This window comes from Asaia lannensis NBRC 102526 (genome assembly GCF_024054035.1).
Lineage (GTDB): Bacteria > Pseudomonadota > Alphaproteobacteria > Acetobacterales > Acetobacteraceae > Asaia > Asaia lannensis.
The window spans coordinates 68,891-91,257 of sequence record NZ_JAMXQU010000006.1 but is presented as its reverse complement, the minus strand read 5'-3'; the positions used below and the strand labels follow the sequence as shown (position 1 = coordinate 91,257).

Here is a 22,367-nt window from a genome sequence, read left to right as displayed (position 1 = left end):
GACCGACCGCCGTCTTGCAATCGACTCGCATCTGTTGCGGGACGTATTGGATCGTCGTCTCAGAGAAGGCGGGCGAGCTTCAGGAATACCCAGGTCAGGATCATGGCAATAAAGCACACGGCACCCGCTTCGAGCGTGCCGTACTGGCCGCTGGCCAGATACATGCCGCCCGTATTCATGCCGAAAAACCCGGTCACCAGCGTTGCCGGGAACATGAGGATGGTCGCCGCCGTCAGAATGTAAAGGCGGCGGTTGGTTTCTTCTGCCTGTGACGAACCGAGCTCATCCTGAAGCGAGCGGGCACGGTCGAGTAGGGCGATCATGTCATCGAGTGCAGCATGAACCTGACGCTCGGTACGGTCGCGTAATTCGTCCTCGGCCCATTCGGGCAACTCCAGATCCTCATCGCGCAACACACGATCGATCGGGGTCACCACACGGCGGAGTTCGGTAGCACGTCGCCTGCCCTTGCCCACAATACCGCCGAGATGACCGAGATCCGTGCGTCGCTCGATCAGCAACAGCGCGTCTTCTGCGCGATCGAGTTCGTCATCGAGCTTGCCGATCTGGCGACGCACACTGCCGGTGAACTCGCGCAGGGCACGGTCGATCACACCGGCAGGGCTGCGCGGAATGGAGTCCGCACGCAGGGTGCGAAAGGCTGCTCCAAGCACGGGGATCGGGTTGCGCCTTGTCGTGATGAGAAGATCGGGGCGCATGGCAAAGCGCCAGGCGCAGATATCGCGATCCTCTTCCGACACAGCATCGTCGAATGCCGGGAGCGCGCCCCATACAAGGCCGGGCATGGCTTCGAGCATCACGCCATATTCGGTTTCGGCCAGCATCGCGCTGACATCCTCTGGCAGGCAGGGCAGGGTTGCCACGTGCTGGCGCGCCGAGCTGTGCACTGTGTCGAAATGCAGCCAGGCCCAGCTTTCCGACGGCTTGGGATAATTGGAGGGCGGTGTGCGGTCGTTGAGCAGACTCTCGATTTCATGAGGCTCAAGTGGAACAGGGTCCTCGCCCGGCCGCGCCCTGATTGCCCAGACAAGCCCATTGGCAATGCCATGCGGCAGGGTCCCGGCAGGCTTCACGTCCTGACCTGCAATAACGGAGAACGGCAGCTGTGAGCGTGTGTTGGACATGCCATCCTCCATCCTGAGGAAATCTCGTTATGGGCGTCTGTTTATAGACGTCTGTCCTGGACTTCCATTCCAGACGTCCGATCCGGGCGAACGTGCTCGCTGTCTCGCATGGGCGAGAGGTCCAGGCAACCGGTTTCCAAGCTTAATGTAGCGGCAAGGAAACCGGAACGCCCCCGGTTTGTTACCTGTCCATCAAGATGTCCAGCAAAACCATAAACAAGTCCAAAAACAGGTCTGGCATCCCTACCCCGTTATTCGACAGGAGCCTGTCATGAAACATGCACTCAAGGCCGTTCTGACCGCATCCGCCCTCCTCGCTGCCCCTGCCCTGGTCTCAGGCCCCGCTTTCGCTCAGGCGACGACGGCCACCGATAGCGAGCAGGCCCCCTCTGCCCAGAAGGCAGAAGCACTGAAGAACCAGTCGACGCAGATCCACAACCCGACCGAGCAGAACAAGACGTACAAGAACCAGATGAACGAGCAGCCGGACCCCAAGGCGCCGGGCGCTCCGATGGGCACGGCGACCCCCACCGGTCAGACATCGGAAAAAATGCCGATTTCCTCGCCGCAGCATGAAAAAGCGTCAAAGCACAAGCACGGGATGAAGGGCATGAAAATGTCCGACAAGTCGGCACAGCAGTAATTCCGAACCAGTCGACACCCGGACCGGTCCGGTGAAAAACGAAGCGTCTGCCCTCTGGGCAGGCGCTTTTTTCATGCGCGCTGGCCCAAAGCGGGAACTCGCTCTATACAAATGCCCCTCACCAGAGAAACAAGGGTTTCAGAATGACCGATTACAAGGTGCGCGACATCGCCCTGGCCGAATGGGGCCGCAAGGAAATCTCCATTGCCGAAGGCGAAATGCCCGGCCTGATGGCGCTCCGCGAGGAATACGGCGCCAGCCAGCCGCTCAAGGGCGCGCGCATTGCTGGCTGTCTGCACATGACGATCCAGACCGCCGTGCTGATCGAGACGCTGACGGCCCTTGGTGCGACCGTACGCTGGTCGTCGTGCAACATCTTCTCGACCCAGGACCAGGCTGCAGCTGCCATCGCTGCAACCGGCGTGCCGGTTTTTGCCTGGAAGGGCCTGAGCGAGGAAGAATTCTGGTGGTGCATCGAGCAGACCATCAAGGGTCCCGATGGCTGGACGCCGAACATGATCCTCGATGACGGCGGCGACCTGACCGTGCTCATGCACGACAAGTACCCCGAGATGCTGAATGATGTGCGCGGCCTGTCCGAAGAGACGACCACCGGCGTGCACCGCCTGTGGGAAATGGCGAAGAAGGGCACGCTGAAGGTTCCGGCCATCAACGTGAACGACAGCGTCACCAAGTCGAAATTCGACAATCTCTATGGCTGCCGCGAAAGCCTGGTGGACGCGATCCGCCGTGGCACCGACGTCATGATGGCCGGCAAGGTTGCCGTGGTTGCCGGTTACGGCGACGTGGGCAAGGGCTCTGCCGCTTCGCTGCGCAATGCAGGCTGCCGCGTACTCGTGACCGAAGTCGATCCGATCTGCGCCCTTCAGGCTGCGATGGAAGGCTATGAGGTCGTGACGATGGAAGCCGCCGCACCGCGTGGCGATATCTTCGTGACCTGCACGGGCAATGTCGACATCATCACCGTCGAGCATATGCGCGAGATGAAGCACCGTGCCATCGTGTGCAACATCGGCCATTTCGACAGCGAAATCCAGGTCGAGGCGCTGCGCAACTACAAGTGGGACAACGTCAAGCCGCAGGTGGACGAGATCGAATTCCCCGACGGCAAGCGCATCATCCTGCTCTCCGAAGGCCGTCTCGTGAACCTCGGCAATGCCACGGGTCACCCTTCCTTCGTGATGTCGGCATCCTTCACCAACCAGACCCTGGCCCAGATCGAACTCTGGACGGCAAAGCCCGGCCAGTACGAAACCAAGGTCTACACCCTGCCGAAGAAGCTGGACGAGAAGGTGGCTGCACTTCACCTCGCCAAGGTTGGCGCAGAGCTGAGCAAGATGAGCGAAAAGCAGGCCGATTATATCGGCGTGCCGGTTGCCGGTCCGTTCAAGCACGAAGAATACCGCTACTGACAAAGGCGTGCAGGGCTCTGCCCTGCACACCGCCAGAGCGCTATTGCCCCAGGGCTTTTGTCCAGAGCTATCGCCCCGGGGCTTCTGCTCTCTGGCCCCCTCTCACTGGGGGTAAAAGGGGTTTGCCTCTTTGCAAGGAGCGGGCCAAAGTCCCGCCTCTTTCTCTAAAAGGGAGACGCGCATGGCCCGGAAATCCTCCACCGCCAGACCTCTCCGATCGAAGCCATCCAGCGCGCGACGTGCTACGCTCCGCCTCTGGATCGTGCCTACGCTGGTCATCGCCGGACTTTTCACCGGAGCAACCGGTTTACGGACCCTGTTTGCCCATCGGCATCAAACGCAGATCGGTGGTCCTTACAGCCTGATTGACAGTACGAACCGCCCCACCACGCAGGCGCGTTTTGCGGGACAGCAGACACTCATCTATTTCGGCTACACGCATTGTCTCGATGTCTGCCCGCTGACACTTGCGACTGTAGCGCAGGCCTATACGCTGCTTCCCCCCGACATGCTGCGCCCGGTACCGGTTTTCATCACGCTCGACCCGGAGCGGGATCGCCCGGAGGATGTCGGGATTTATACGCGACGCTTCTCGCCCGAGATCATCGGCCTGACCGGCACGACAGCGCAGATCAACGCTGTCGCAAAGGCATTTCATGTCACGTCGCACGTAACGCTCGATCCTGCAGCCGATCGTGACGGGGGAGACGAGGAAAAGGGCGATTACCGGATCGACCATTCCTCCGTACTTTACCTGATGGACGGCCAAAACCGTCTCCAGGCCATTCTTCCTGCCGATTCAAGCCCGGCTGTCGTGGCGCATGATCTTGCCCCTTATCTAGCGAAGCGCTGAAAACCGCCTGCCCAGCCCCCAGTTCGCCAGAACGAGCAATAAAAGCGAGGCGCCGAGCTCGGGCAAAAGCACCCCCATCAACCCCATGATGCAAAGCGCACCCCAGCCGATGGGGCGTGGCGAGGCACAGGGCGCATCGAGATGGCCGGGGCGACGACGTCTGAGCCAGAGCATGAGCGCTGCCACACTGGCGAGTGTGAGCAAGAACGCGACAAGCAGATTAAGGGCGAGATTGAGCACACCGAACAGATGCCCCTCATGAAAGGCCACGCCATAGCCTATCAGCCGGTCTGACAGGCTTTTATCGGCAAAACGGACAACATGGGTGACGTGCCCTCGATCCGTCACGCTGGCCTCGATCCGTTTCGGACGGTCCTGCGCATCAGAGCGTATATGCCACGCTGCCCCTGTGGTAGCGGGTGGGGTAATGAGCACCGGTGCGGGATAGGCGAGTTCACGGGCTGTTTCATAGACAGCATCCAGCCCCATCTGCGTCATAGCCGGTTGGGGCCGGGATTCCATAGTCATCCCCGCCATCTCGGCGTCCGACATGCCGGGCATGGTGGCATATCCCGAGAGCGTTGCGGCGATGGGCACCGCCCCGATCTCCCAGTCCTGAATGGTGACGAGCCTGCCGATACGGCTCTCTACGGCAGAAAAGGCCGATCCCCAGATAAAAGACCACGGCAGGCCGGAGACGAGAAAAAGCACGAGCACGAGAGAAATCCACACGCCTCCGACAGCATGGATATCGCGCCAGAACAGGCGGCCTTTCGCACCCAGCCTTGGCAGGACAGTCCCGCCTGCGACCATTCGTCTCGGCCACCAGAGCAGCAGCCCCGTCAGAATCAGGACCAACGTCCATGACGCGACCATTTCCATGATTGCAGAGCCCCAGTTGCCGATCAGCAACTGCCCGTGCAGCCTGAATACCAGGCGCTCGAAACGTGTCTGCTCATTGCGACTGGCCATGACCCTGAGGGTGACAGGATCGATATAGACCCGCGCCACATCGGCCCCATGCGCAACGAGGACACGTGTGGCCTGCCTTGCCTGGAACGGCATTTCAAGCGCGAGAAAATGACCGCCCGGCACGGCCGCGAGCGCCGCATCGCGCTGGGCACTCACGCTTCGTGGTGACCCTGTTGAAACGGTGCGGTCGATATCGCGGTCGAGCCAGGTCTCTATCTGCGGTTTGAACAGATAAAGCGAGCCGGTCACGCAAAGCATGATGACGAAAGGCAGGCAGAACAGCCCGGCAAAGAAATGCCATCGCCAAAGCGTGGCGCGATCGGGCCAGAATGGGCGAGCGAGGACGGGACGGGAGAAGCGCGTAGCCTGTGTCATGATCGTCCCTCAGAACCGTACCCGCACGCCACCGAAAAAGGCGCGTGGACTACCGGCATAGATCGACCCTGTCTTGCCCGCGAGTACAGACGCGCCAGCCTGCTGCCCATTGGCCAGAAGACTGTCGCTGATGGTCGTCGCGCCCGCGGCATAGACAGTGTTGGCAACGTTCTGCACCTCGAGATAGCTGTGCAGACGATGCACCCAGCCCAGCCTTGCGGGAGGGTCGTAATGCATTTCCAGATTGAGCAGACCATATCCGGGGACTTTGAGCAGATTGGCGTTATCGATGAAGAAGGCGCTGCGCCATGTCACTTCTGCAAATCCGCCCAGACTTTCGAGCGGCCCCGAAGGCTGGTCGTAGAGCACGCGCGCATTCAGGAAATGCGGCATGACGCCCGGTATCAGATTGCCCTTGCGCGAAAAGCTGCGAGACAGCGCCGTGTTCGACAGCATTTCGGTGTAATTCGTATAGATCTGGTTGTCATAGGTATAGGACAGACGCAGCTTCGCCCCCGGCAGGGAATGCGGCAGGGCTTGCCATGTCGCGGCAAGCTCCACGCCACGATGCTGCGAAGCCGGCGCGTTGAACGTGTAGCTGCCGGCCTGCGTGTTGACTCCCGCTGACTGGCTGACCAGCTCGTTTCTGTAAAACTCATAGAACCCGGTTGCCTGAACATCGAGCGCAGGTGACGGATGCCATGCCGTACCAAGATCGATGCCCAGGCTGCTCTGGCTCTTGAGCTGGGTGTTATTGCCGTAATTGCCCTGGGGCGTGACGAAAAAGCTGGAATAGCCCGGTGTCGCATAGGCCGTGCCAAGTCGGGCATGCCAGGTCCAGGCCTTGTCGGGCGCGAACACGACAGAGGCCTCAGGCGCAAGATTGAAAAAGCGCCGGTTAGCCGGAATATACTGGGACCGCATGCCACTGGCGCTTCGGCTGTAAACGGTCTGCACAGCCCCGATATCGGATTGCGTGCCACCGAGTCCGATCACCACATGCCATTTCGGCGCGAACTGCCAGTCCTCTTCGAAGCGCAGGCCGATATTCCACTGATGTCCATAAGAGGTCGATGTCTCGCTGCCCCGTGTCGCACCCGGCTGCGGCAGCAGGGCATAAACCTGATAGCCGTAATCCATGTAGTCGAAATTCGCGGCAACGAAGCTGGTGAGCGGCGTCTTGCCCAGCGTATCGTGGCGGGTCAGATCGGTCTGGACATTATAGGAGTTGAACGGCCCTACAAAGCTGGTGGTTGAGGTCGGCTGCTCGACATGGCGCTGGTCATAGGTAAACTGGGTACGCCAGACCATGCGCGGCGTGAAATCGTGCTCCCAGCGCAGTCCGACAATACTGCGTCGGTCGAAACGCCCCAGATTGGCCTGTTGCGGCGTAACGGCAGTCTGGGCGCCATAAGCGCCGTTGCGATAGAGTGAGACCGTGGCGCACCCGGCAGCAGCACCGGAGGCAGTGGCACATCCCTGCTGATAGGGGTTGAGACGATACTGGTTGAGTGAAAGCCGTAGCGGCAGAAAAGCGTCGGTCACGTTGTTGATGAATTTGAGAACGAGACGGTCTCTGGGTGAGAGCGAGACACGCAGGCGCATGTTCTCTGTCGACGTCGCATACTGGCTGTTGGCGATAAACCCGTCGCTGCGCACATCGCTGGCAAAAAGCATGAAATCATACGCACGATTGCCGGCACCCAGCGTCATGTAGTTGTTGAACATGCCGAAACTGCCAAAATCGGAACCGAGTTCGAGCCCATGAATCGACGCGCCGCTACGCGTGCGGAAGTTGATCGCGCCGTTGATGGCGTAATTGCCATAGAGCGTGGATGCCGGTCCCTGAAACACGTCGACCCCCTCATAGGCATGAGGGTCGATCAGATCGGCGCGCGCCGTGCCGTCGGGCTGGGTGACGGGAAACCCGTCTTCAGACACCTGAAGGTTGCGTAGCCCATAGGACTGGCGCGCGCCCGATCCGCGGATGGAGACCACCGTATCGCGCGGACCATTGCCTTGCAGGAAGCTCGCCCCCGGTACGGTCACCAGCATGTCACCGACATTCTGTGCGACGTGACCGGCAAAATCCTGACGTTCGGCGCTGTAGGTGGTTTGCCCCACGGGTGAAAGCGTGACAGGGCCACGGGACTGCCCCCTGACTTCTATGGACTCGATTATGCGCTTGTGACCGTGGCGCGCAGCCTCGGGCCCTGGCGGTGTTTTCGATCCCGATCGCGGCACGGAGGATACGGAGCCGCGCGATACAGAATGGGGCAATACGGATTGGGACGGCACAGGCCGGGTGGCAGTTTTCCTGTGGGGCCGGTTCGAGGCGAGAGACGGAGCACTGCCCAGCAGGAGCAGGGCAGGGAGAGACGTGCCGCACAGGCGTGCAGCATGGAACAGACGTGACATGGACCATAACCTGACTGGAGACGGGGTCATGATTCACCGCACGCTGCATCGCGCACCGGCAAATCATGAAACGAAGGCGGTCAGGAAAAAACGGGCGGTCCCTGTGCGAAACGTGTCCCCAGACGATGCAGCGGCGGACCACGCACCGGAGGGAAACACCAGAAACGGGTCATGACGCCGTACAGTATGGCTCCGGCGTGCAGAACGCTCCCGGCGAAAGCCATCTCATGTCCATCGAGCAGGCCTGTCAGTGCAAGATCGGCATCGGCAAGAACAGTGGAAGGGTGCTTGTCGGGCCCGGGCAGCGGCGTACTGTCGCACAGTACCGAGATCTGGGTCAGAACGTCGAGCGCATCGTCCGGAACGAGACCCGGCGAGGGCGCCGTCATGACAAGACGCATCATGAGCGCAAGCAGGGAGAGCAGCCAGAACACTGCCTTTCCTCCCACCCTGTCATGCGTCGATATCATGACGTGATGACTAGGTGATCCGGCCTGTGTTGCCTATCGGTATTTTGTCCTAGCGCCCAACATTGATTCTGAATGACAAACAGCCCTATGACACATCGACCTCGGAGGGCGAGCAAAGATAGAGGGCATTCCCGTGTAGAGAAACGGTTCAGATATGTCCTAGTCCCTGCGAAAAATATTAACGTTTGATACTATCATTTAACAGTGATGCCATGTCATCGCACAAGTCTGTCGTCATGGCCCCATGTTCGACGATCTGGTCTTTTCCTGTATCCAACTATTTCATGGTCATCATCCCACACAAATATTATATAAACAGAAATAATAAGATAATATATTTGATTACTAGTGAAATCGATGAATGGACATATGGTTACGGATGTGAGATAGGATGCCTATAGCAGTTGTCACAGAAGCGGGAATTCAAGGGCAATGGACAGCAAGAATCCGGGATCAGACCCTGTCTCGGCCGATATCGAGGCTTGGGATGAACTCCGGTCTGACGGGACTTCCGCGATCGACACACAAACCGATGTCGCGCCGCTCAAGGACACGCTGAACGGGCTGGATTCGCTTACCGACCAGGATTTTGCGAATGACGGTCAGGCGATCGCATTCTACAGACAGAATGGCTGTACGACAGTCATGCATGCCTTCACTCTGGCGAACATCCTGCATACGAGTTTCCGCGTGCTGGAAGCCTCACGCTTCTATCGTGTTGCGTTCGATCTGCATTCGAAAAGCCATGGCGAATACCCGCTGGCACAGTCCCTGCTTCAGGCACGTCTTCTCTGCCTCATGAAGGCCGGGCAGGACGCGCCTGCCAATGAAATTGCCGAGCTGCGTGCCCTGTGCATTCCTCATGCAAACTTCATCGAAAGCGTGCACAAGGCGTGGCGCGAGGGCGATGCCATGGGCGCCATGCGTCATACGGCCAATGCCTTCGAGGAATTTCATACAGGAGAGGAAATCGACTCCCTGTATCTCGGCTTTGCGCTTCAGGCGAATTTCCCTTTCACCAAGGGCTGCGCCGACCATCGCGTTATCCCGAACAAGCTGTTCCTCTACTGGGACAAAAATCCTCCGGAAGAAATCCAGCGCAATTTCGACTTCCACCGCCAGATCACCGGGCTGGACGTCAAGATTTTTGACAAGCCAGAGGCCGAACAGTGGCTCTACGACGTCTATGGCGTTGAGGCCCGTTCCCTGTTCCTCGGTGCGCGCCACCCTGCCGAAGCCGCCGATATTCTGCGCGTCCATGTCATCCAGGCTCTGGGTGGCTGGTGGCTCGATGCGGATATCCGCATCCGTGACGAGCAGGCCCTGCAGTTCATCCTTGATCGTCATGAGCAGAATGTCCTGTTCCTGACCCATAACAATGTCGTTCATAACGACTTCTTCGGTGCCGTGGCCCAGAGCCCGCTTCTGAACGAAGCCCTGCTGAACATCTATCGCAACTGTTATCTGCACCCCGGCCTGTTCATCGCGTACAAGACCGGCCCCGGTGTGTTCAATCGCGCGCTGAACCGTCTGATCCATCGCGATCTGTCCGGTATCGCGCCGCTTGCCCCCACCAGCATTCACGATCACCGTGTTTTCAGTCAGCTGATCGAAGAATTCGATACACCGTACAAGCATCAGACGCCGCACTGGATGGCCGTCTGATCCTGTAGCCCCCAGAGCCGGGCTCAAGCGATAACCGTAAAACGCCCAGCCCTTCCGATGACCCTTCCAGTGGCCCGATCGATGCCGGATCGGGACAGGGCGGTGTGGTTTAGGCACGGGGCATCCTTCGCCCTGCCCGAACCTCGATCGGTCAAATCCGCAGGAAAAGGAAAAGTGCCGCTCCCGGCGCGATCGGCACAGTAGCACTGTAGCAATGTATCGGGATGCGCATTCAGCTCCCCTTCTCCGCGCATCTTCATCGTCGCGATCATGCAATCCCCGTTTCGCTGACCGAAGAGCTGCAAGCCCCCGAAGTCCCTTGTCTAATGAGACCGGAAGTGAAACGATCAGGAGACCGTTTCCTCTTCCCGCAAGGCTTCTTTCCGATGCGTCCGTTTCTTACCCTTCTCGGTCTGACGTCCTGTCTGGGCACAGCGCTCGCAGCACGTCCGGCGCCGAGTCAATCCATGCCACTCTCCATGCGACCCGTATTCGATACGCTGGTTCTGCCCGACGCCCCCGATATATGGCGCAGCGGGTCGGGACGTCCCGGACCGGCCTACTGGCAGAACAGGGCCGATTACCGCATCGCCTCACGCATCGATACAGCCAGTCAGACCCTGAGCGGCACGGAAACGATTACCTATACCAATAACAGCCCCGATGCCCTCGACGTGTTATGGCTGCAACTCGACCAGAACATGTATCGCAAGGATTCCCGCTCATGGGTTGCCTATCCCGATTGGCATTCTGCCAGCTCGGACGGTTTCGTGATCGGGGATGTTACGATCGAGGTCGATGGTCATGAAAAGCCGGTGCCCTTCCATATTTCCGACACCCGCATGCAGATCACCCTGCCAGCGCCTCTTGCTGCAGGCGGCAAGCAGCTTCGCCTGCATGTGACGTGGCATCACACTATTCCCGGCCTTTGGGGCGGCCGCACCGCCGTTACCCCGGTCAAGGACGGAAAGATCTACGAGATCGCCCAATGGTATCCGCGTATGAGCGTCTATGACGATCTGCGCGGCTGGGACACGCTCCCCTATCTGGGCCAGGAATTCTATCTGGAATACGGCACCATCGATTACGCCGTGACCGTGCCATGGAATTTCACGGTGGTCGGCTCTGGCGCCCTCACCAACCCCCAGGATGTACTGACCTCGACGGAGCGGGCGCGTCTGGCCGAAGCGACCAGAAGCGACAGACGTGTTCTGATCCGCACACCGGAAGATGTACTCGACCCCGCCAGTCATCTGGCGCGCTCGGGTGAAAAGACATGGCGCTTTCATATGGACAATACGCGCGATGTGGCCTTTGCGGCCTCACCCGTATTCGTCTGGGATGCCGCACGTCTGAACCTGCCTGCCCTGCCCGTCGCCAAAGGCCAGAAGCCCCAGCCACGTCTGGCCATGTCGGTCTATCCGCGCGAAGGCGCCGGCCCACAGGCCTGGGACCGCTCAACCGAGTATGTGAAACACGCCATCGAGTATTTCTCTTCGCAATGGTACCCCTACCCTTGGCCCAATGCCGTGAATCTCGGCGGTCATGGCGCGGGAATGGAATATCCGGGCATCGTCTTCGATGGCTGGCAGGACAAAAACGACGTGCTGTTCTGGATCACCACCCATGAGCTGGGCCATGGCTGGTTCCCGATGATCGTCGGCAGCAATGAGCGGCGTCATGCCTTCATGGATGAAGGGTTCAATACCTTCATAGACGCCTACGCCTCGCAGCATTTCAATCACGGCGAGTACGCGCCCAAGAAAGACCCTGAATTCGCCCCCGAGACGGGTGATCCGGCAAAGGATATCGTTCCGGTTCTGACCGCTGGCGATGCGCCGACCCTGATGATGCCCGCAGAACTGGTGCCGGAAAAATACCGTCACAAGGTAACCTATTTCAAAAGCGCCTATGGGCTGATGCTATTGCGAGAGAAAATTCTTGGGCCAGAGCGTTTCGACGCTGCATTCCGCGCCTATATCCGCGCCTGGGCATTCAGACACCCGACGCCATCCGATTTCTTCCGCTTCATGTCCAGCGAAGCAGGCGAGGATCTGACATGGTTCTGGCGCGGCTGGTATTTCGAGAACTGGTGCCCCCAGTATCGTCTCGACGGCATGACCGCACAGCCTGCAAAGGATGGAAATCCCGGCAGCATCGCCATTGGCGTGCGTAATGAGGGCAAGCTTCTGTTGCCCGTCCTGCTGCGCGTGACCTGGCAGGATGGATCGCAGGCAGACCGTCTTATCCCGACCGAAGCCTGGGCCCTGCATGACCGGCTGAGCCTGAGTTTCCCTGACCATGGCGCGGTGAAGACCATTGCACTCGACCCCGATCGGGGTCTGCCCATTCCTGACAGGAGCGGTCTCACGCTTCAGCCGGCCGTGACGATACCCTCATCGCATCCGTAACAGCGCGCGCCTGATTTCGTTGTTGCGGTTTCAGGCGCGCTCTTCAGCGGGCAATGGCTTCGCTGTGTTCGTTCCAGAGCGTAGACGCGTTCAGGCTGGGTGTCTCATTGCGCTCGGCGCCATCGAAGCCAAAGAACATCTGCGCTTCGGCCCAGACAGGCGAGGGCTGCGTCTTGTGGCTCTGGGCAAGCAGGCGGGCAAGATCGGCAGCGCCGGTCGAAAGATATCTGATCATTTCAGTCTGACCCTCGCGACCCTTTCCCGGGTCGGGCAATATGCGCGACCGAGACAGGGCATGAAAACAATGACCTGAAAGACGATCCTCTTTCAGGGAGGTACCGGGCCTATCCCTGCACCCCGACTGCGGTCAGCCTATATGATAGTGAGAGTCGTTCTCAACAACTATTTTCATGACGATAGGGCGAGAGGGTCTCAAGCGCCTCTTTCTCTTCAAGAATGGCTTTGCGTTCCTCGGCCAGATACGGCCCAACGGCGCGGGCAAGCGCCGGATCGCGAATGAAATGCGCCGAATGGGTCAGACTCGGCAGATAGCCGCGCTGGATCTTGTGTTCGCCCTGCGCTCCCGCTTCGACACAGGCAAGCCCTTCGGCAATGGCAAAATCGATGGCACGATAATAGCACAGCTCGAAATGCAGAAAGGGCCAGTCACCCTCGCAGCCCCAGTTACGTCCATAGAGCGTATCGCGCCCGACCAGATTCAGCGCCGCGGCGACCGGAACACCGTCATGAACGGCCTGCATCAGGACGATCTTCTCACCCAAACGGGCAGACAGACCCGAAAAGAAATCGCGAGTCAGATAGGCCTGCCCCCATTTGCGATCGATGGTCGCCTGATAGAACGCATAAAAACGGTCCCAGTCGTGCTCTGTGATATCGGCACCGCGCAACGTACGAAATGCCAGGCCGCAGCTTTGCGCCTCGCGCCTTTCACGCTTGATGGCCTTGCGCTTGCGCGATGCCAGCGCGTCGAGAAACTGATCGAAACTCTCATAACCCCGATTGTGCCAGTGATACTGCAGCCCTGTGCGCGCCATCCAGCCATGGGGGGTCAGCACATCCTGTTCGTGACCGGTGCAGAAGGTCATATGGATCGAGGACAGCCCCAGTTCCTGACAGGCCTGACGCAGTGCATCGCCAAAAACACCCATGACGGCATCGGAGTCGATGCAGGCAGGATCGACCAGCAGGCGCGGCCCGCTGACGGGCGAGAACGGCACGGCAATCTGCAGCTTGGGATAATACTGGCCCCCTGCCTGTTCATAGGCGCGCGCCCAGGCCTGATCGAACACATATTCCCCATAGGAATGCCCCTTGAGGAACAATGGCGCCACAGCCACGAGAGAACTCCCGTCGCGCAGGGCAGCATAACGTGGCAGCCAGCCTGTGCGCATCCCGACAGAGCCGCTCTCTTCAAGGGTCAGAAAGAAGCCGTGCGACAGAAAAGGATTGTCATCGCCAGCACAGCGATCCCAAAGAGCGGCGTCGATTTCCGAGATGGACGCATGAAGCGTCAGGGACCAGTCCGTCATGGGCAGGATGTGGTCTACGACATGGGGCAAAACAACCTGCCCCGACCGAAGGACCGGAAAACCTTTCCTGCTTCAGATCCCCCTGACGTCGGGCACGGGTCTTTTCATAGCGCGTCGGTCAGGATGTACCCTGTCGGCTGCGCTCCTGGACCGTTCGGGATCTTCCCCGGCGGCCACGCAGGAGGCAGCGCAACGGGAAGCCGGAAATCAGACGATTTCGATCAGTGCCTCGACCTCTACCGGCGCATCCAGCGGCAAGGAAGGAACGCCGATCGTGGAACGTGCATGACGTCCTGCTTCGGCAAAGATCGCGACGGCGAGGTCGGACGCACCATTCATGACTGTGGCATGCTGCGTAAAATCGGGCGTACAGGCGATGAAGCCACCCAGACGCACAATGCGTTTGACCCTGGACAGGTCGCCAAGTTCGGCCTGGACCTGCGCAAGGATATTGAGAAAGCACAGCTCGGCGCATTCACGACCGAGCTCCGGCGCAACATCCTCGCCCAGCTTGCCTGTGGCCTTCAGCGTACCGCCGGCAAGTGGCAGCTGGCCGGACACCACCAGAAGCGACCCCGTACGCGCTACGGGCACATAGGTCGCAACCGGTGCAGCCGCCTTGGGAAGGGTGAGACCAAGGGCAGCCAGACGCGAGGCAGGTGTTTCAGATGCAGTATCGGACATGATCGTGTCTCCTTGCTGAGAGGCGATCTCCCCTCAGCTGACCAGACGCAGCCTGCCACGTTCGCGCGGCGGAAGATCGCCCGGAATATCGAGCGGCAGCATCGGATCCTCCTCTACGACGTGAGGATCTTCGGGCGCGCTATCGGGCAGGCGCTTGCCCAGATAGCTATCTGACAACGCCCGGAAGGCATAATCAAGCAGCGATGAGGCATAGGCGGCCACAGGGTCGCCCTCGACCGTCCCTGCAGGCCCAAAGCGTGTATGGGCAAACTGCTCGACATAGGCTTCGAGCGGGGCGCCATATTGCAGACCGATCGTGACCGCCTGTCCGACGCTTTCGAGCAGGCCGCGCACCATGGCGCTCTCCCGCCCCGGGGTCAGGGAAACCTCGCCCAGCGAACCGTCCTCATATTCGCCCGTACGCAGATAAAGACGATGCCCCCCGATCGCACTGCGCTGCGTAAAGCCACCATGACGGGCGGGCAACGGCCGACGCACGCCACGTTCCAGACGAGCCCTGAGCGACAAGGGTGCCGCCGGATCGGGGCGGGCAGGCATACGATCGACGAAACCCGTCAGGGCGCGGTGCATGCGCAGATGCGCATCGGGCCCCGGCTGTGGCAGCGGGTTATCACCCATGACCGATGATGCCAGCGCCGCTTCGAGGCTCAGCCCACGATGGGCGAGACGTGACAGGGCGCTGACGCGAAGATGGCCATTATCCCGCAGGGGCGAGAAAATCGGCGCAAGACCGCAGGATTCGACACCCAGAAGTGCATCGACCGGGCCAGGGAGAGAGAAACCGGTCTCGATCACTGCCCTGTCGGGAATATCCGGAAGACTGTCTTCCATTTCGTCACGGATCTGCCTGCCGGTGACCTCAAGCCCGGGGATCGGGCAGGACACGGGCGGCAGAGGCACGGGGCCTGCACCCTGACGCGCCAGGGATGTGGCAAGCCAGCTCAGATAACAGGCCGCATCGCGCCCCGTCTCACTGTCGTAATCGAGGCCGAGCAGAGCCAGACAGCAATCGAGATTGGTCAGAAGCAGCGTGCCGGCCGGACCGCCCTGCTGGTCCACGTCCGACGGTGCAGTGACAGGGCCATCGAAAAGAGGCAGTTCGCCATTGAGCATGGGTCCGTTGACCGCATGCAGGCGACGCAGCGCAGCACAGGCAAGACGCAGGGTCGCAACGAAACTGTCCCCCCTGAACTCGCCCTCCTGAACGAACGCCCCGAGATTGACGACAAAGCCTGCACGCCGGTCGATCTGCCCCTGCCATAGCGAGGCCATGGGCGCGATCTGACGCTCCAGCAGTCCTGCAGCAAGCATCGGACCGAGCGCCTTCGCGCCGGGTTCACCGGGCAGGGCGGGGAGCGTCGTGAAACGCTCCAGCCAGCGCGCGGCCTCGGTCGACAGGCGCAGGGCGCCGGTCGATCCCGAAAGCTGCAGGAGCGCTATGGCCGCCTCGTCGTCCCAGCTGGCTGGAAGCGTTACGGCGCGCAGGGCAAGATCGTCAGGATCGGCAGCGACATGCGCAGTACGCATACGCACCCCGTTCCACTGGAGAAGCGTTGTCATACCCTGAATCTAGGCATCGACTCGTGGATGGAAAAGGGTATTTCGGCCCTGCAGACAGGGGATAATGGTCCGCATAATGGGGATATGGTGGATAACATTACGTGAGCAGTTTCCAGCAGGGTCATGGACGCTCGCAAGCGAAGCCTGTAGGACTGGGACGGTTATCTTTTCGGGTTCATCCTTTTCGGGTTCATCCTTTTCGGGGCCATAGCCTAATGAGTGCACTGTCTGGCGCGCGACCCCGTCGCGATCTTCTTGAACTGACCACCGGGTTCATGGTCCTCGTCGTTCTGGCTGCCCTGCTGGCGCTTGCCGTTCTCGGCCGCCATCAGGGCGGTACCGATGGCTACACACTGAACGCCGTGTTCGACCAGATCGACGGTCTGTCGGTCGGTTCGGACGTACGCCTTGCCGGTATCACGGTCGGACACGTGACATCCGAGCGTGTCGATCCCGCAAATTATCATGCAGAAGTTTCCTTCACGGTACGTAACGGCATCAACCTGCCGACAGACAGTGCGGCCATCGTGACCTCCGACAGCCTTCTGGGCGGCAAGTACATCGCGCTTTCGCCCGGTGGTGACGAGAAGAACCTGAAGCCGGGCGGCATGGTGACACAGACCCAGGGGGCGATCAGCCTCGAACAGCTGTTGAGCAAGTTCATTTTCTCAGTCACGGACTCGCTCGACAAGAGCCGCAAGGCCGCCAACCCATGAGCGGATCGACGCTCTGGACCGATCGCAATGGCGATCCCATCGCCTGCGTCGAAAAACTCAAGGTCCTTCGCGAAAACGAAAGCGAACTGCGCCAGTCGCTTCAGGATGCTTTCGAAGATGCCCTTCTCATGGGCGTGGCGCCCGATGCCATGCGTCGCCATCTGGTCGCCATGATCGAGGCGCTTGAGGAGTTCACGCCATGACATCCTTCCTCGCACGCCCCCGATCGCGCCTCACGACAGGCGCCCTGTTATCGCATGGCACCCTGCTGCTATGCGGCACTCTCGCATTTGCAGCTCCCTCATTCTCGCCGGTGGCTCATGCGGCCGAGGCTATTGCTCCGCCTGTCATGTATCCGGCCACGCTGTGGCAGGGGCGCGGCGAAGCGATCATACGCGTGCTCAACCGCACGGACTCCCATATCGAGACCCTCACCATCCCTGTGGGCGGGCAGGCACAGTATCGCAGCCTGCATCTACAGGTGACGCGCTGCGTCGACCGTCCCGAGACCCTGCCCCGCGATGCGGCCGCTCTTGTGACGACCAGCGACGAAACGGACCCCGATGCCCGCTTTACGGGCTGGATCCTTGCCGAAGAGCCTTCGCTCAACGCCTATAAGAGCGCGTTATACGGCCTCGCGGTCGTCGCCTGTTCCGGGCCGAAGGCCGACCCTGCGGTCGCGCCTCTGCCGCAGCCGGTTGTGCCCGTCCTGTCGTCAGCAACGCCAGAAGGTGCGCAAAACCAGCCGGGCGATCTGGACGATCCGTCCCATGCCGCGACGCCGCAAACACTACCGGGCTCCATGCCGACAGGCCGTTCAGGCAATGCGTCCCCCACCACCGGAGGACCGACACGCCTTGCCCCGCTTGGCGATCCCTCAGGCGCCTCGCGCCCGATGAATGCCCTGCCGCGACAGACAGCTTCAGGCACGACACGTGACGATCAGGGCGGCCCCACCCAGCTTGCCCCCCTTTCAGGCGGACCCGTTTCAAATGGCCCCGTTTCGGGCGGTAACGGTCAGGCTTTGCCGCCACCGCAGCCCTATGGACAATAGGGTTGAGGGAAACGCTGCAACAAAATGACATTTTGAACATATTCTGATCAGATTTGGGGCTGATAACGAGACTGTGCCTGAATTTCGGTGCAACCGCGTATCAATGAGGAAGTTATCAGCCCCATGACAACCCCCTCTCCCACGGTGCCAGAGTCTACCGGACCCACGGCACCCACGGCAGACCGTGCCGCCTTCCTGCTCGACTTCGATGGAACACTCGTCGATATCGCGCCAACCCCGGCTTCTGTGCAGCTCGAGCCCGGATTTGCCGATGTTCTCCTGCGCCTGAGGGATCGTTGCGGCGGTGCACTCGCCATCGTCACGGGGCGGCCTATCGAACAGATCGACCATTTCCTTCCGGGTATTCCCACGGCAGTCGCGGGCGAGCATGGCCTTACCCTGCGTCGGTACCCGGATCGTGCAGAAGAGCCGGTAACTGGCGCGAAACTGCCTTCTGACTGGCGGGATCGTGCAGAAGAACTCGTCGGACGCTTTCCCGGTACGGCACTCGAGGAAAAGAAGGCCGGCCTCGTTCTGCATTATCGCGGCAACCCCGAGGTTGAAGAGACCTTTAAAAGTGCCATTCTGAGCTGGCTCTCAGGGCAGGATGTATTCGAGATTCATCCGTCCAAGATGGCCTGGGAAATTCGCCTTGCGGGTATCAACAAGGGCAATGCTGTCGAAGCCCTCATGGAACAGGCGCCCTTTGCAGGTCGCGTGCCCTTTTTTGTCGGTGACGATGTGACGGATATGGATGGCGTTCGCGCCGCCAGAGAACTGGGCGGCTTTGGCTATCTGATTCCCGATGACTTCCAGACTGCCCAGGCCTTCCGGGCCTGGCTCACCCATTATGCGGAGACTGCCTGATGGGTCGCCTCGTTGTCGTTTCCAATCGTGTGCCCGCCCCGCGCGAGCGAAACCAGCCTGCCGGCGGGCTCGCTGTTGGCCTTCGCGATGCCGTACGCGGCACCGAGAGTCTCTGGTTCGGCTGGTCGGGCCGTCATACCAGCCAGTCCAAGGACCAGACACCCAAGCTCGACACGCATGAGAGCTGCACCTATGCCACGATCGATCTGACACGCAGCGAATACGAGCATTTCTACGAGAATTTCTCCAATGGTCTGCTCTGGCCGCTCTGCCACTATCGCATCGGAATCATCAACTACAAGCGTCTCGATTATCAGGTCTATCGCGAGGTCAATGCGCTTTTCGCCGACCAGCTCGCGCCCCTGCTACGCGAGGACGATACGATCTGGATCCATGACTACCATCTGTTTCCGCTCGGCGCGAAGCTGCGCAGGCGAGGCGTCAAGGCCAAGATCGGCTTCTTCCTGCATATCCCGTTTCCGCCCTGGAGCGTCACGCGCGTTCTGCCCTGCGCCGAGGAAATGCTGCGTGAAATGGCAGCCTACGATCTGATCGGCGTGCAGACTGCCGAAGATGCCAGCAACATGAACAGCTGCTTCGAGGCCAATAATCTGCCCGCACGCGCGGCCCACTTCCCGATCGGGATCGACCCGGTCGAGTTCGGCGAACAGGCCGTACGCAATGTCATGGCAGAAGAAGTCCAGCGTCTTCATGCCTCCCTTCGCGGACGAAAGCTTATTCTAGGCGTCGATCGTCTCGATTATTCCAAAGGCATTCCCGAACGTATCCACGGCTACGAGACCTTTCTCAACCGCTACCCCGAACACAAGGGCGAGACGGTTCTTCTGCAGATCACCCCGGTCTCGCGTGCAGGCGTGGCAAGCTATCGCGCGCTACGCCGCGAACTGGATGAGATGGCGGGCCATATCAATGCCATGCACGGTAATTTCGACTGGTCGCCCATACGCTACCTGACACAATCCGTTCCGCGCGAGGTTCTGGCCGGGTTCCATCGCATCGCCGACGTGGCTCTCGTCACCCCTCTGCGTGACGGCATGAACCTTGTCGCAAAGGAATTCGTTGCCGCGCAGAGCCCGGACGATCCAGGCGCCCTCATTCTGTCCTCTCTCGCCGGTGCTGCGCCCGAGATGGAAGAGGCATTGATGGTAAACCCCTACGATCATGAGGGTATTGCCGACGCAATTCATGCTGGCATCACAATGAGTCTTGAAGAGCGGCAGAGACGCTGGCAGGCTCTGCATCGCGATGTCACCCAGAACACGGCAGCCAACTGGGCGGATCGCTTTCTTGATATGCTCAGAGAGACCGAAAGACAGGAATGATTGCGCGACTGACCGGTGGATTGCTCTTTATCGCCGGTATGGCTGCAATCGGGATTGCCTGGTGGGCCGAGCACGTTCTCGGCTATGCGCCCTGCGAACTCTGCCTGATCGAGCGCGCGCCCTGGCGCATTATCGCTTTTCTCGGCGTTCTGGCGCTCCTGATACCCGGCATGATCGGCTTTTGGGCGACCGTGCTGAGCCTGCCTGCGCTCGCTGCGGCCATCATGCTTGCCGGTCTGCATAACGGTGTGGAACAGAAATGGTGGGAAAGCCCGCTACCGGCGTGCCACGCCCCAGTTTTTCACGCCGGAGCCAGCTTTCGCGAACGTATGGCCAGCATGCCCATGCGCCCCGCAAAACCTTGTGACGATCCGACGTATCTTTTTCACCTTCCGGTTTCCATGACCGTTCTGGGCGGTATTGCCGCTGCCATATTGTTCATCTTCGTAAGCTACAGCATCGTCCTGCAATCCCGTCGCTGGCGCGCTGCGCGCTGAGCGCAGCGTATCCGCAAAGGCACGAGTTCCTTCGATCCCGGCTTTATTCCCAGGCAGTTTTCCCGAGGGTGAACGCCTTCAGGTGGGCGATAGGGTAGAAGCCCCATGACCACCCCAGGAACCTTCATGATCAGACTGGTTCGACCGCAGAAACAGGTGACGGTCTGGCGGGCATCCTGTCGAGACGGTTCTTGATTTCCTGCACGAAACGCGAATGACGCACGCAGAACAGGAAGAAACGCAAGAGAAGCCTTGCAGGCAGACGGCAGGGACGCTGGATCTGAAGCAGCAGGATGTAACGATCCTCATCGGTATCGTTGAACACCTGATGATTATACGTGTCGTCGAACAGCAGGGATTCACCATCGGCCCAGGAATAGACGTGGTTGTGATTCTCGCCCTCTATGGTGATCTGGCATGAGTCCCGCTTTTTGGGAATCCTGAGCCCCAGATGATAAACGAGTGTTCCTTTTGTCATGCCGACATGACGTGGAATACGACATCCCGCTTCCAGAACGGAAAAACTGGCCGTAACCAGACCAGGAATACGACGAAGAAGCGCGGCAGTTCGCGGCGCAAGACGACAGTTCTCCTCGCGGCGATAACCATATCCTTCGAAGAAGAACGAGCGCCAGCGCAGATCGCCAGCAATACGGCCATGCTCTTTCGAAATCTCGCCCAGAGACGGAATATCCTGCGCACGAAGTGCGACAGCTTCATCGCGTATGGTTTCCCAATGACGCTCGATCATGCGTATCCATGGAAAGAAGCGCGTATCGACCAGCGCAGTATTGGGTATGAGAGATTGCCGGGCAATGAAGCGATCGATAGCAGGGCGCATATCCTTGCCAATCTGATAAAGCGATTTGCCAATAAATGGCAGCTTCTTGCCATGATCCTGTACGCGTTTGCCGAGGTAATCCATCGGTTCCTCCTTTTGGACGGGAGACTGCACCGAGTTCGCGATCCATTCAATATTGTCGAAGGACAGAAAACGCGCCGCTCTTCACTTCGTAATATATTCGAAATGAAAGACAGTCGTTGAGAATGACCCGAGATCATTCGCCTGCATTTTTCGTCTCGCGCGCCCCCATCCATTGGGGATTCCATATCAAGATGGTAATAATTGTTATATCATGGCGCTTTACACCAATAATTATGTTTTCCAGCTCGTATTTTCGGAATATAGAAATTAAGCACCCTGAAAATCGCCAACTGAACGAGTTTGGCACGGCATTTGCATGAGAGGGATCAGACCGTCGGGCGAAGGGCCCGGGGGACAATTTAGGATCTCGATCATGTTCGCTTTCGCCAAGTCCATCGCCGCTGCCGTCAGCTTCGTCGCTCTTGCTGCCCAGCCCGCTCTTGCTCAGGATCGTCTTGCCGAAACCATTCAGGCTACCCCCGATCAGTCCGCACAGATCGATGTTTCCAATACCAGCCTGAAATCCGACCGCGACTGGAACCGTGTGGCCGATGCTGTTCGTGCGAAAGCTGCCGATCTCTGCGAGCGCACCATCACGGCCAGTGAACGTCGCGATGCCGAAATCGAGGAATGCACCCAGTCGGCTTATGAAAACGGTATTCAGCAGATGCGTGATATCTATGCCCGTCGTACCCTCGCGACCGAGACCCGTCTGGCACGTTCGTGAACGGACAGAACGGGAAAGGGTCTGGCGCGAACAGGCCC

At 59.8% G+C, this 22,367-nt stretch carries 21 protein-coding genes; 12 read left to right on the top strand and 9 right to left on the bottom strand.

Going from position 1 to position 22,367, the window contains the following annotated elements; genetic code table 11:
• Positions 1 to 59: 59 nt before the first annotated feature.
• Positions 60 to 1,145, bottom strand: coding sequence for a CorA family divalent cation transporter (locus tag NF685_RS09605; protein ID WP_222546259.1), 1,086 nt, complete (start codon positions 1,143 to 1,145; stop codon positions 60 to 62).
• Between the two features lie 271 nt (positions 1,146 to 1,416).
• Between NF685_RS09605 and NF685_RS09600 the strand changes: the two genes are divergently transcribed.
• The 3 genes from NF685_RS09600 to NF685_RS09590 all read left to right on the top strand — a co-directional run bounded on the left by NF685_RS09600 (position 1,417) and on the right by NF685_RS09590 (position 4,074).
• On the top strand, positions 1,417 to 1,788 hold the full coding sequence (locus NF685_RS09600; RefSeq protein ID WP_222546260.1) for a hypothetical protein: 372 nt from the start codon (positions 1,417 to 1,419) through the stop codon (positions 1,786 to 1,788).
• Between the two features lie 143 nt (positions 1,789 to 1,931).
• Entirely contained in the window at positions 1,932 to 3,221 is a 1,290-nt protein-coding gene (gene ahcY / locus NF685_RS09595) for an adenosylhomocysteinase (RefSeq protein ID WP_222546261.1), read from the top strand.
• A 181-nt stretch (positions 3,222 to 3,402) separates the two neighbouring features.
• Positions 3,403 to 4,074, top strand: a complete 672-nt coding sequence (locus NF685_RS09590; RefSeq protein ID WP_252849469.1) for an SCO family protein — start codon at positions 3,403 to 3,405, stop codon at positions 4,072 to 4,074.
• Here NF685_RS09590 and NF685_RS09585 read toward each other — a convergent pair.
• The 3 genes from NF685_RS09585 to NF685_RS09575 form a co-directional block, all read right to left on the bottom strand.
• Complete coding sequence (locus tag NF685_RS09585; protein ID WP_252849468.1) at positions 4,060 to 5,421, bottom strand: PepSY-associated TM helix domain-containing protein; 1,362 nt, start codon at positions 5,419 to 5,421, stop codon at positions 4,060 to 4,062. The two genes, NF685_RS09590 and NF685_RS09585, sit on opposite strands and share 15 nt — an antisense overlap.
• A gap of 9 nt (positions 5,422 to 5,430) precedes the next feature.
• The gene (locus NF685_RS09580) at positions 5,431 to 7,839 is read right to left on the bottom strand and encodes a TonB-dependent receptor family protein (protein ID WP_252849467.1); all 2,409 of its coding nucleotides are present in this window, start codon (positions 7,837 to 7,839) and stop codon (positions 5,431 to 5,433) included.
• Between the two features lie 80 nt (positions 7,840 to 7,919).
• Complete coding sequence (locus NF685_RS09575) at positions 7,920 to 8,309, bottom strand: hypothetical protein (RefSeq protein ID WP_252849466.1); 390 nt, start codon at positions 8,307 to 8,309, stop codon at positions 7,920 to 7,922.
• 432 nt (positions 8,310 to 8,741) lie between these two features.
• On the opposite strand from NF685_RS09575, the gene NF685_RS09570 reads away from it, so the two are divergent.
• Both NF685_RS09570 and NF685_RS09565 read left to right on the top strand, forming a co-directional pair.
• On the top strand, positions 8,742 to 9,974 hold the full coding sequence (locus tag NF685_RS09570) for a glycosyltransferase family 32 protein (protein ID WP_252849465.1): 1,233 nt from the start codon (positions 8,742 to 8,744) through the stop codon (positions 9,972 to 9,974).
• A gap of 386 nt (positions 9,975 to 10,360) precedes the next feature.
• Positions 10,361 to 12,385 carry a M1 family metallopeptidase gene (locus tag NF685_RS09565; protein ID WP_373317783.1) on the top strand — a complete coding sequence of 675 codons (2,025 nt, stop codon included), beginning with the start codon at positions 10,361 to 10,363 and terminating at the stop codon, positions 12,383 to 12,385.
• 43 nt (positions 12,386 to 12,428) lie between these two features.
• On the opposite strand, the gene NF685_RS09560 is transcribed toward NF685_RS09565, so the two are convergent.
• The 4 genes from NF685_RS09560 to NF685_RS09545 all read right to left on the bottom strand — a co-directional run bounded on the left by NF685_RS09560 (position 12,429) and on the right by NF685_RS09545 (position 16,200).
• The gene (locus NF685_RS09560) at positions 12,429 to 12,620 is read right to left on the bottom strand and encodes a hypothetical protein (protein WP_252849464.1); all 192 of its coding nucleotides are present in this window, start codon (positions 12,618 to 12,620) and stop codon (positions 12,429 to 12,431) included.
• A 160-nt stretch (positions 12,621 to 12,780) separates the two neighbouring features.
• Positions 12,781 to 13,935, bottom strand: coding sequence for a GNAT family N-acetyltransferase (locus NF685_RS09555; RefSeq protein ID WP_252849519.1), 1,155 nt, complete (start codon positions 13,933 to 13,935; stop codon positions 12,781 to 12,783).
• A 207-nt stretch (positions 13,936 to 14,142) separates the two neighbouring features.
• Entirely contained in the window at positions 14,143 to 14,619 is a 477-nt protein-coding gene (locus tag NF685_RS09550; RefSeq protein ID WP_222546268.1) for a RidA family protein, read from the bottom strand.
• A gap of 33 nt (positions 14,620 to 14,652) precedes the next feature.
• Positions 14,653 to 16,200, bottom strand: a complete 1,548-nt coding sequence (locus tag NF685_RS09545; protein ID WP_252849463.1) for a TSCPD domain-containing protein — start codon at positions 16,198 to 16,200, stop codon at positions 14,653 to 14,655.
• Positions 16,201 to 16,415: 215 nt separating this feature from the next.
• Here NF685_RS09545 and mlaD point away from each other — a divergent pair, with 215 nt between their 5' ends.
• From mlaD to NF685_RS09515, 6 genes are all read left to right on the top strand, one after another.
• On the top strand, positions 16,416 to 16,916 hold the full coding sequence (mlaD, locus tag NF685_RS09540; RefSeq protein ID WP_252849462.1) for an outer membrane lipid asymmetry maintenance protein MlaD: 501 nt from the start codon (positions 16,416 to 16,418) through the stop codon (positions 16,914 to 16,916).
• Complete coding sequence (locus NF685_RS09535) at positions 16,913 to 17,119, top strand: hypothetical protein (protein WP_252849461.1); 207 nt, start codon at positions 16,913 to 16,915, stop codon at positions 17,117 to 17,119. Before mlaD ends, NF685_RS09535 begins: the two co-directional genes overlap by 4 nt.
• Positions 17,116 to 17,970, top strand: coding sequence for a DUF2155 domain-containing protein (locus NF685_RS09530; protein ID WP_222546272.1), 855 nt, complete (start codon positions 17,116 to 17,118; stop codon positions 17,968 to 17,970). Before NF685_RS09535 ends, NF685_RS09530 begins: the two co-directional genes overlap by 4 nt.
• Before the next feature lie 123 nt (positions 17,971 to 18,093).
• Positions 18,094 to 18,837, top strand: coding sequence for a trehalose-phosphatase (gene otsB, locus NF685_RS09525; protein ID WP_252849460.1), 744 nt, complete (start codon positions 18,094 to 18,096; stop codon positions 18,835 to 18,837).
• Entirely contained in the window at positions 18,837 to 20,180 is a 1,344-nt protein-coding gene (locus tag NF685_RS09520) for an alpha,alpha-trehalose-phosphate synthase (UDP-forming) (RefSeq protein WP_222546274.1), read from the top strand. The genes otsB and NF685_RS09520 overlap by 1 nt, the downstream gene beginning before the upstream one ends.
• Positions 20,177 to 20,677 (top strand): disulfide bond formation protein B, encoded by a 501-nt coding sequence (locus NF685_RS09515; protein WP_222546275.1) that lies wholly within the window; start codon positions 20,177 to 20,179, stop codon positions 20,675 to 20,677. Before NF685_RS09520 ends, NF685_RS09515 begins: the two co-directional genes overlap by 4 nt.
• A 130-nt stretch (positions 20,678 to 20,807) precedes the next feature.
• On the opposite strand, the gene NF685_RS09510 is transcribed toward NF685_RS09515, so the two are convergent.
• Positions 20,808 to 21,602 (bottom strand): aspartyl/asparaginyl beta-hydroxylase domain-containing protein, encoded by a 795-nt coding sequence (locus tag NF685_RS09510; RefSeq protein ID WP_222546276.1) that lies wholly within the window; start codon positions 21,600 to 21,602, stop codon positions 20,808 to 20,810.
• A 373-nt stretch (positions 21,603 to 21,975) separates the two neighbouring features.
• On the opposite strand from NF685_RS09510, the gene NF685_RS09505 reads away from it, so the two are divergent.
• Positions 21,976 to 22,329: a UrcA family protein gene (locus NF685_RS09505; protein WP_252849459.1), complete on the top strand. Its 354-nt coding sequence runs from the start codon at positions 21,976 to 21,978 to the stop codon at positions 22,327 to 22,329.
• Positions 22,330 to 22,367 lie beyond the last annotated feature (38 nt).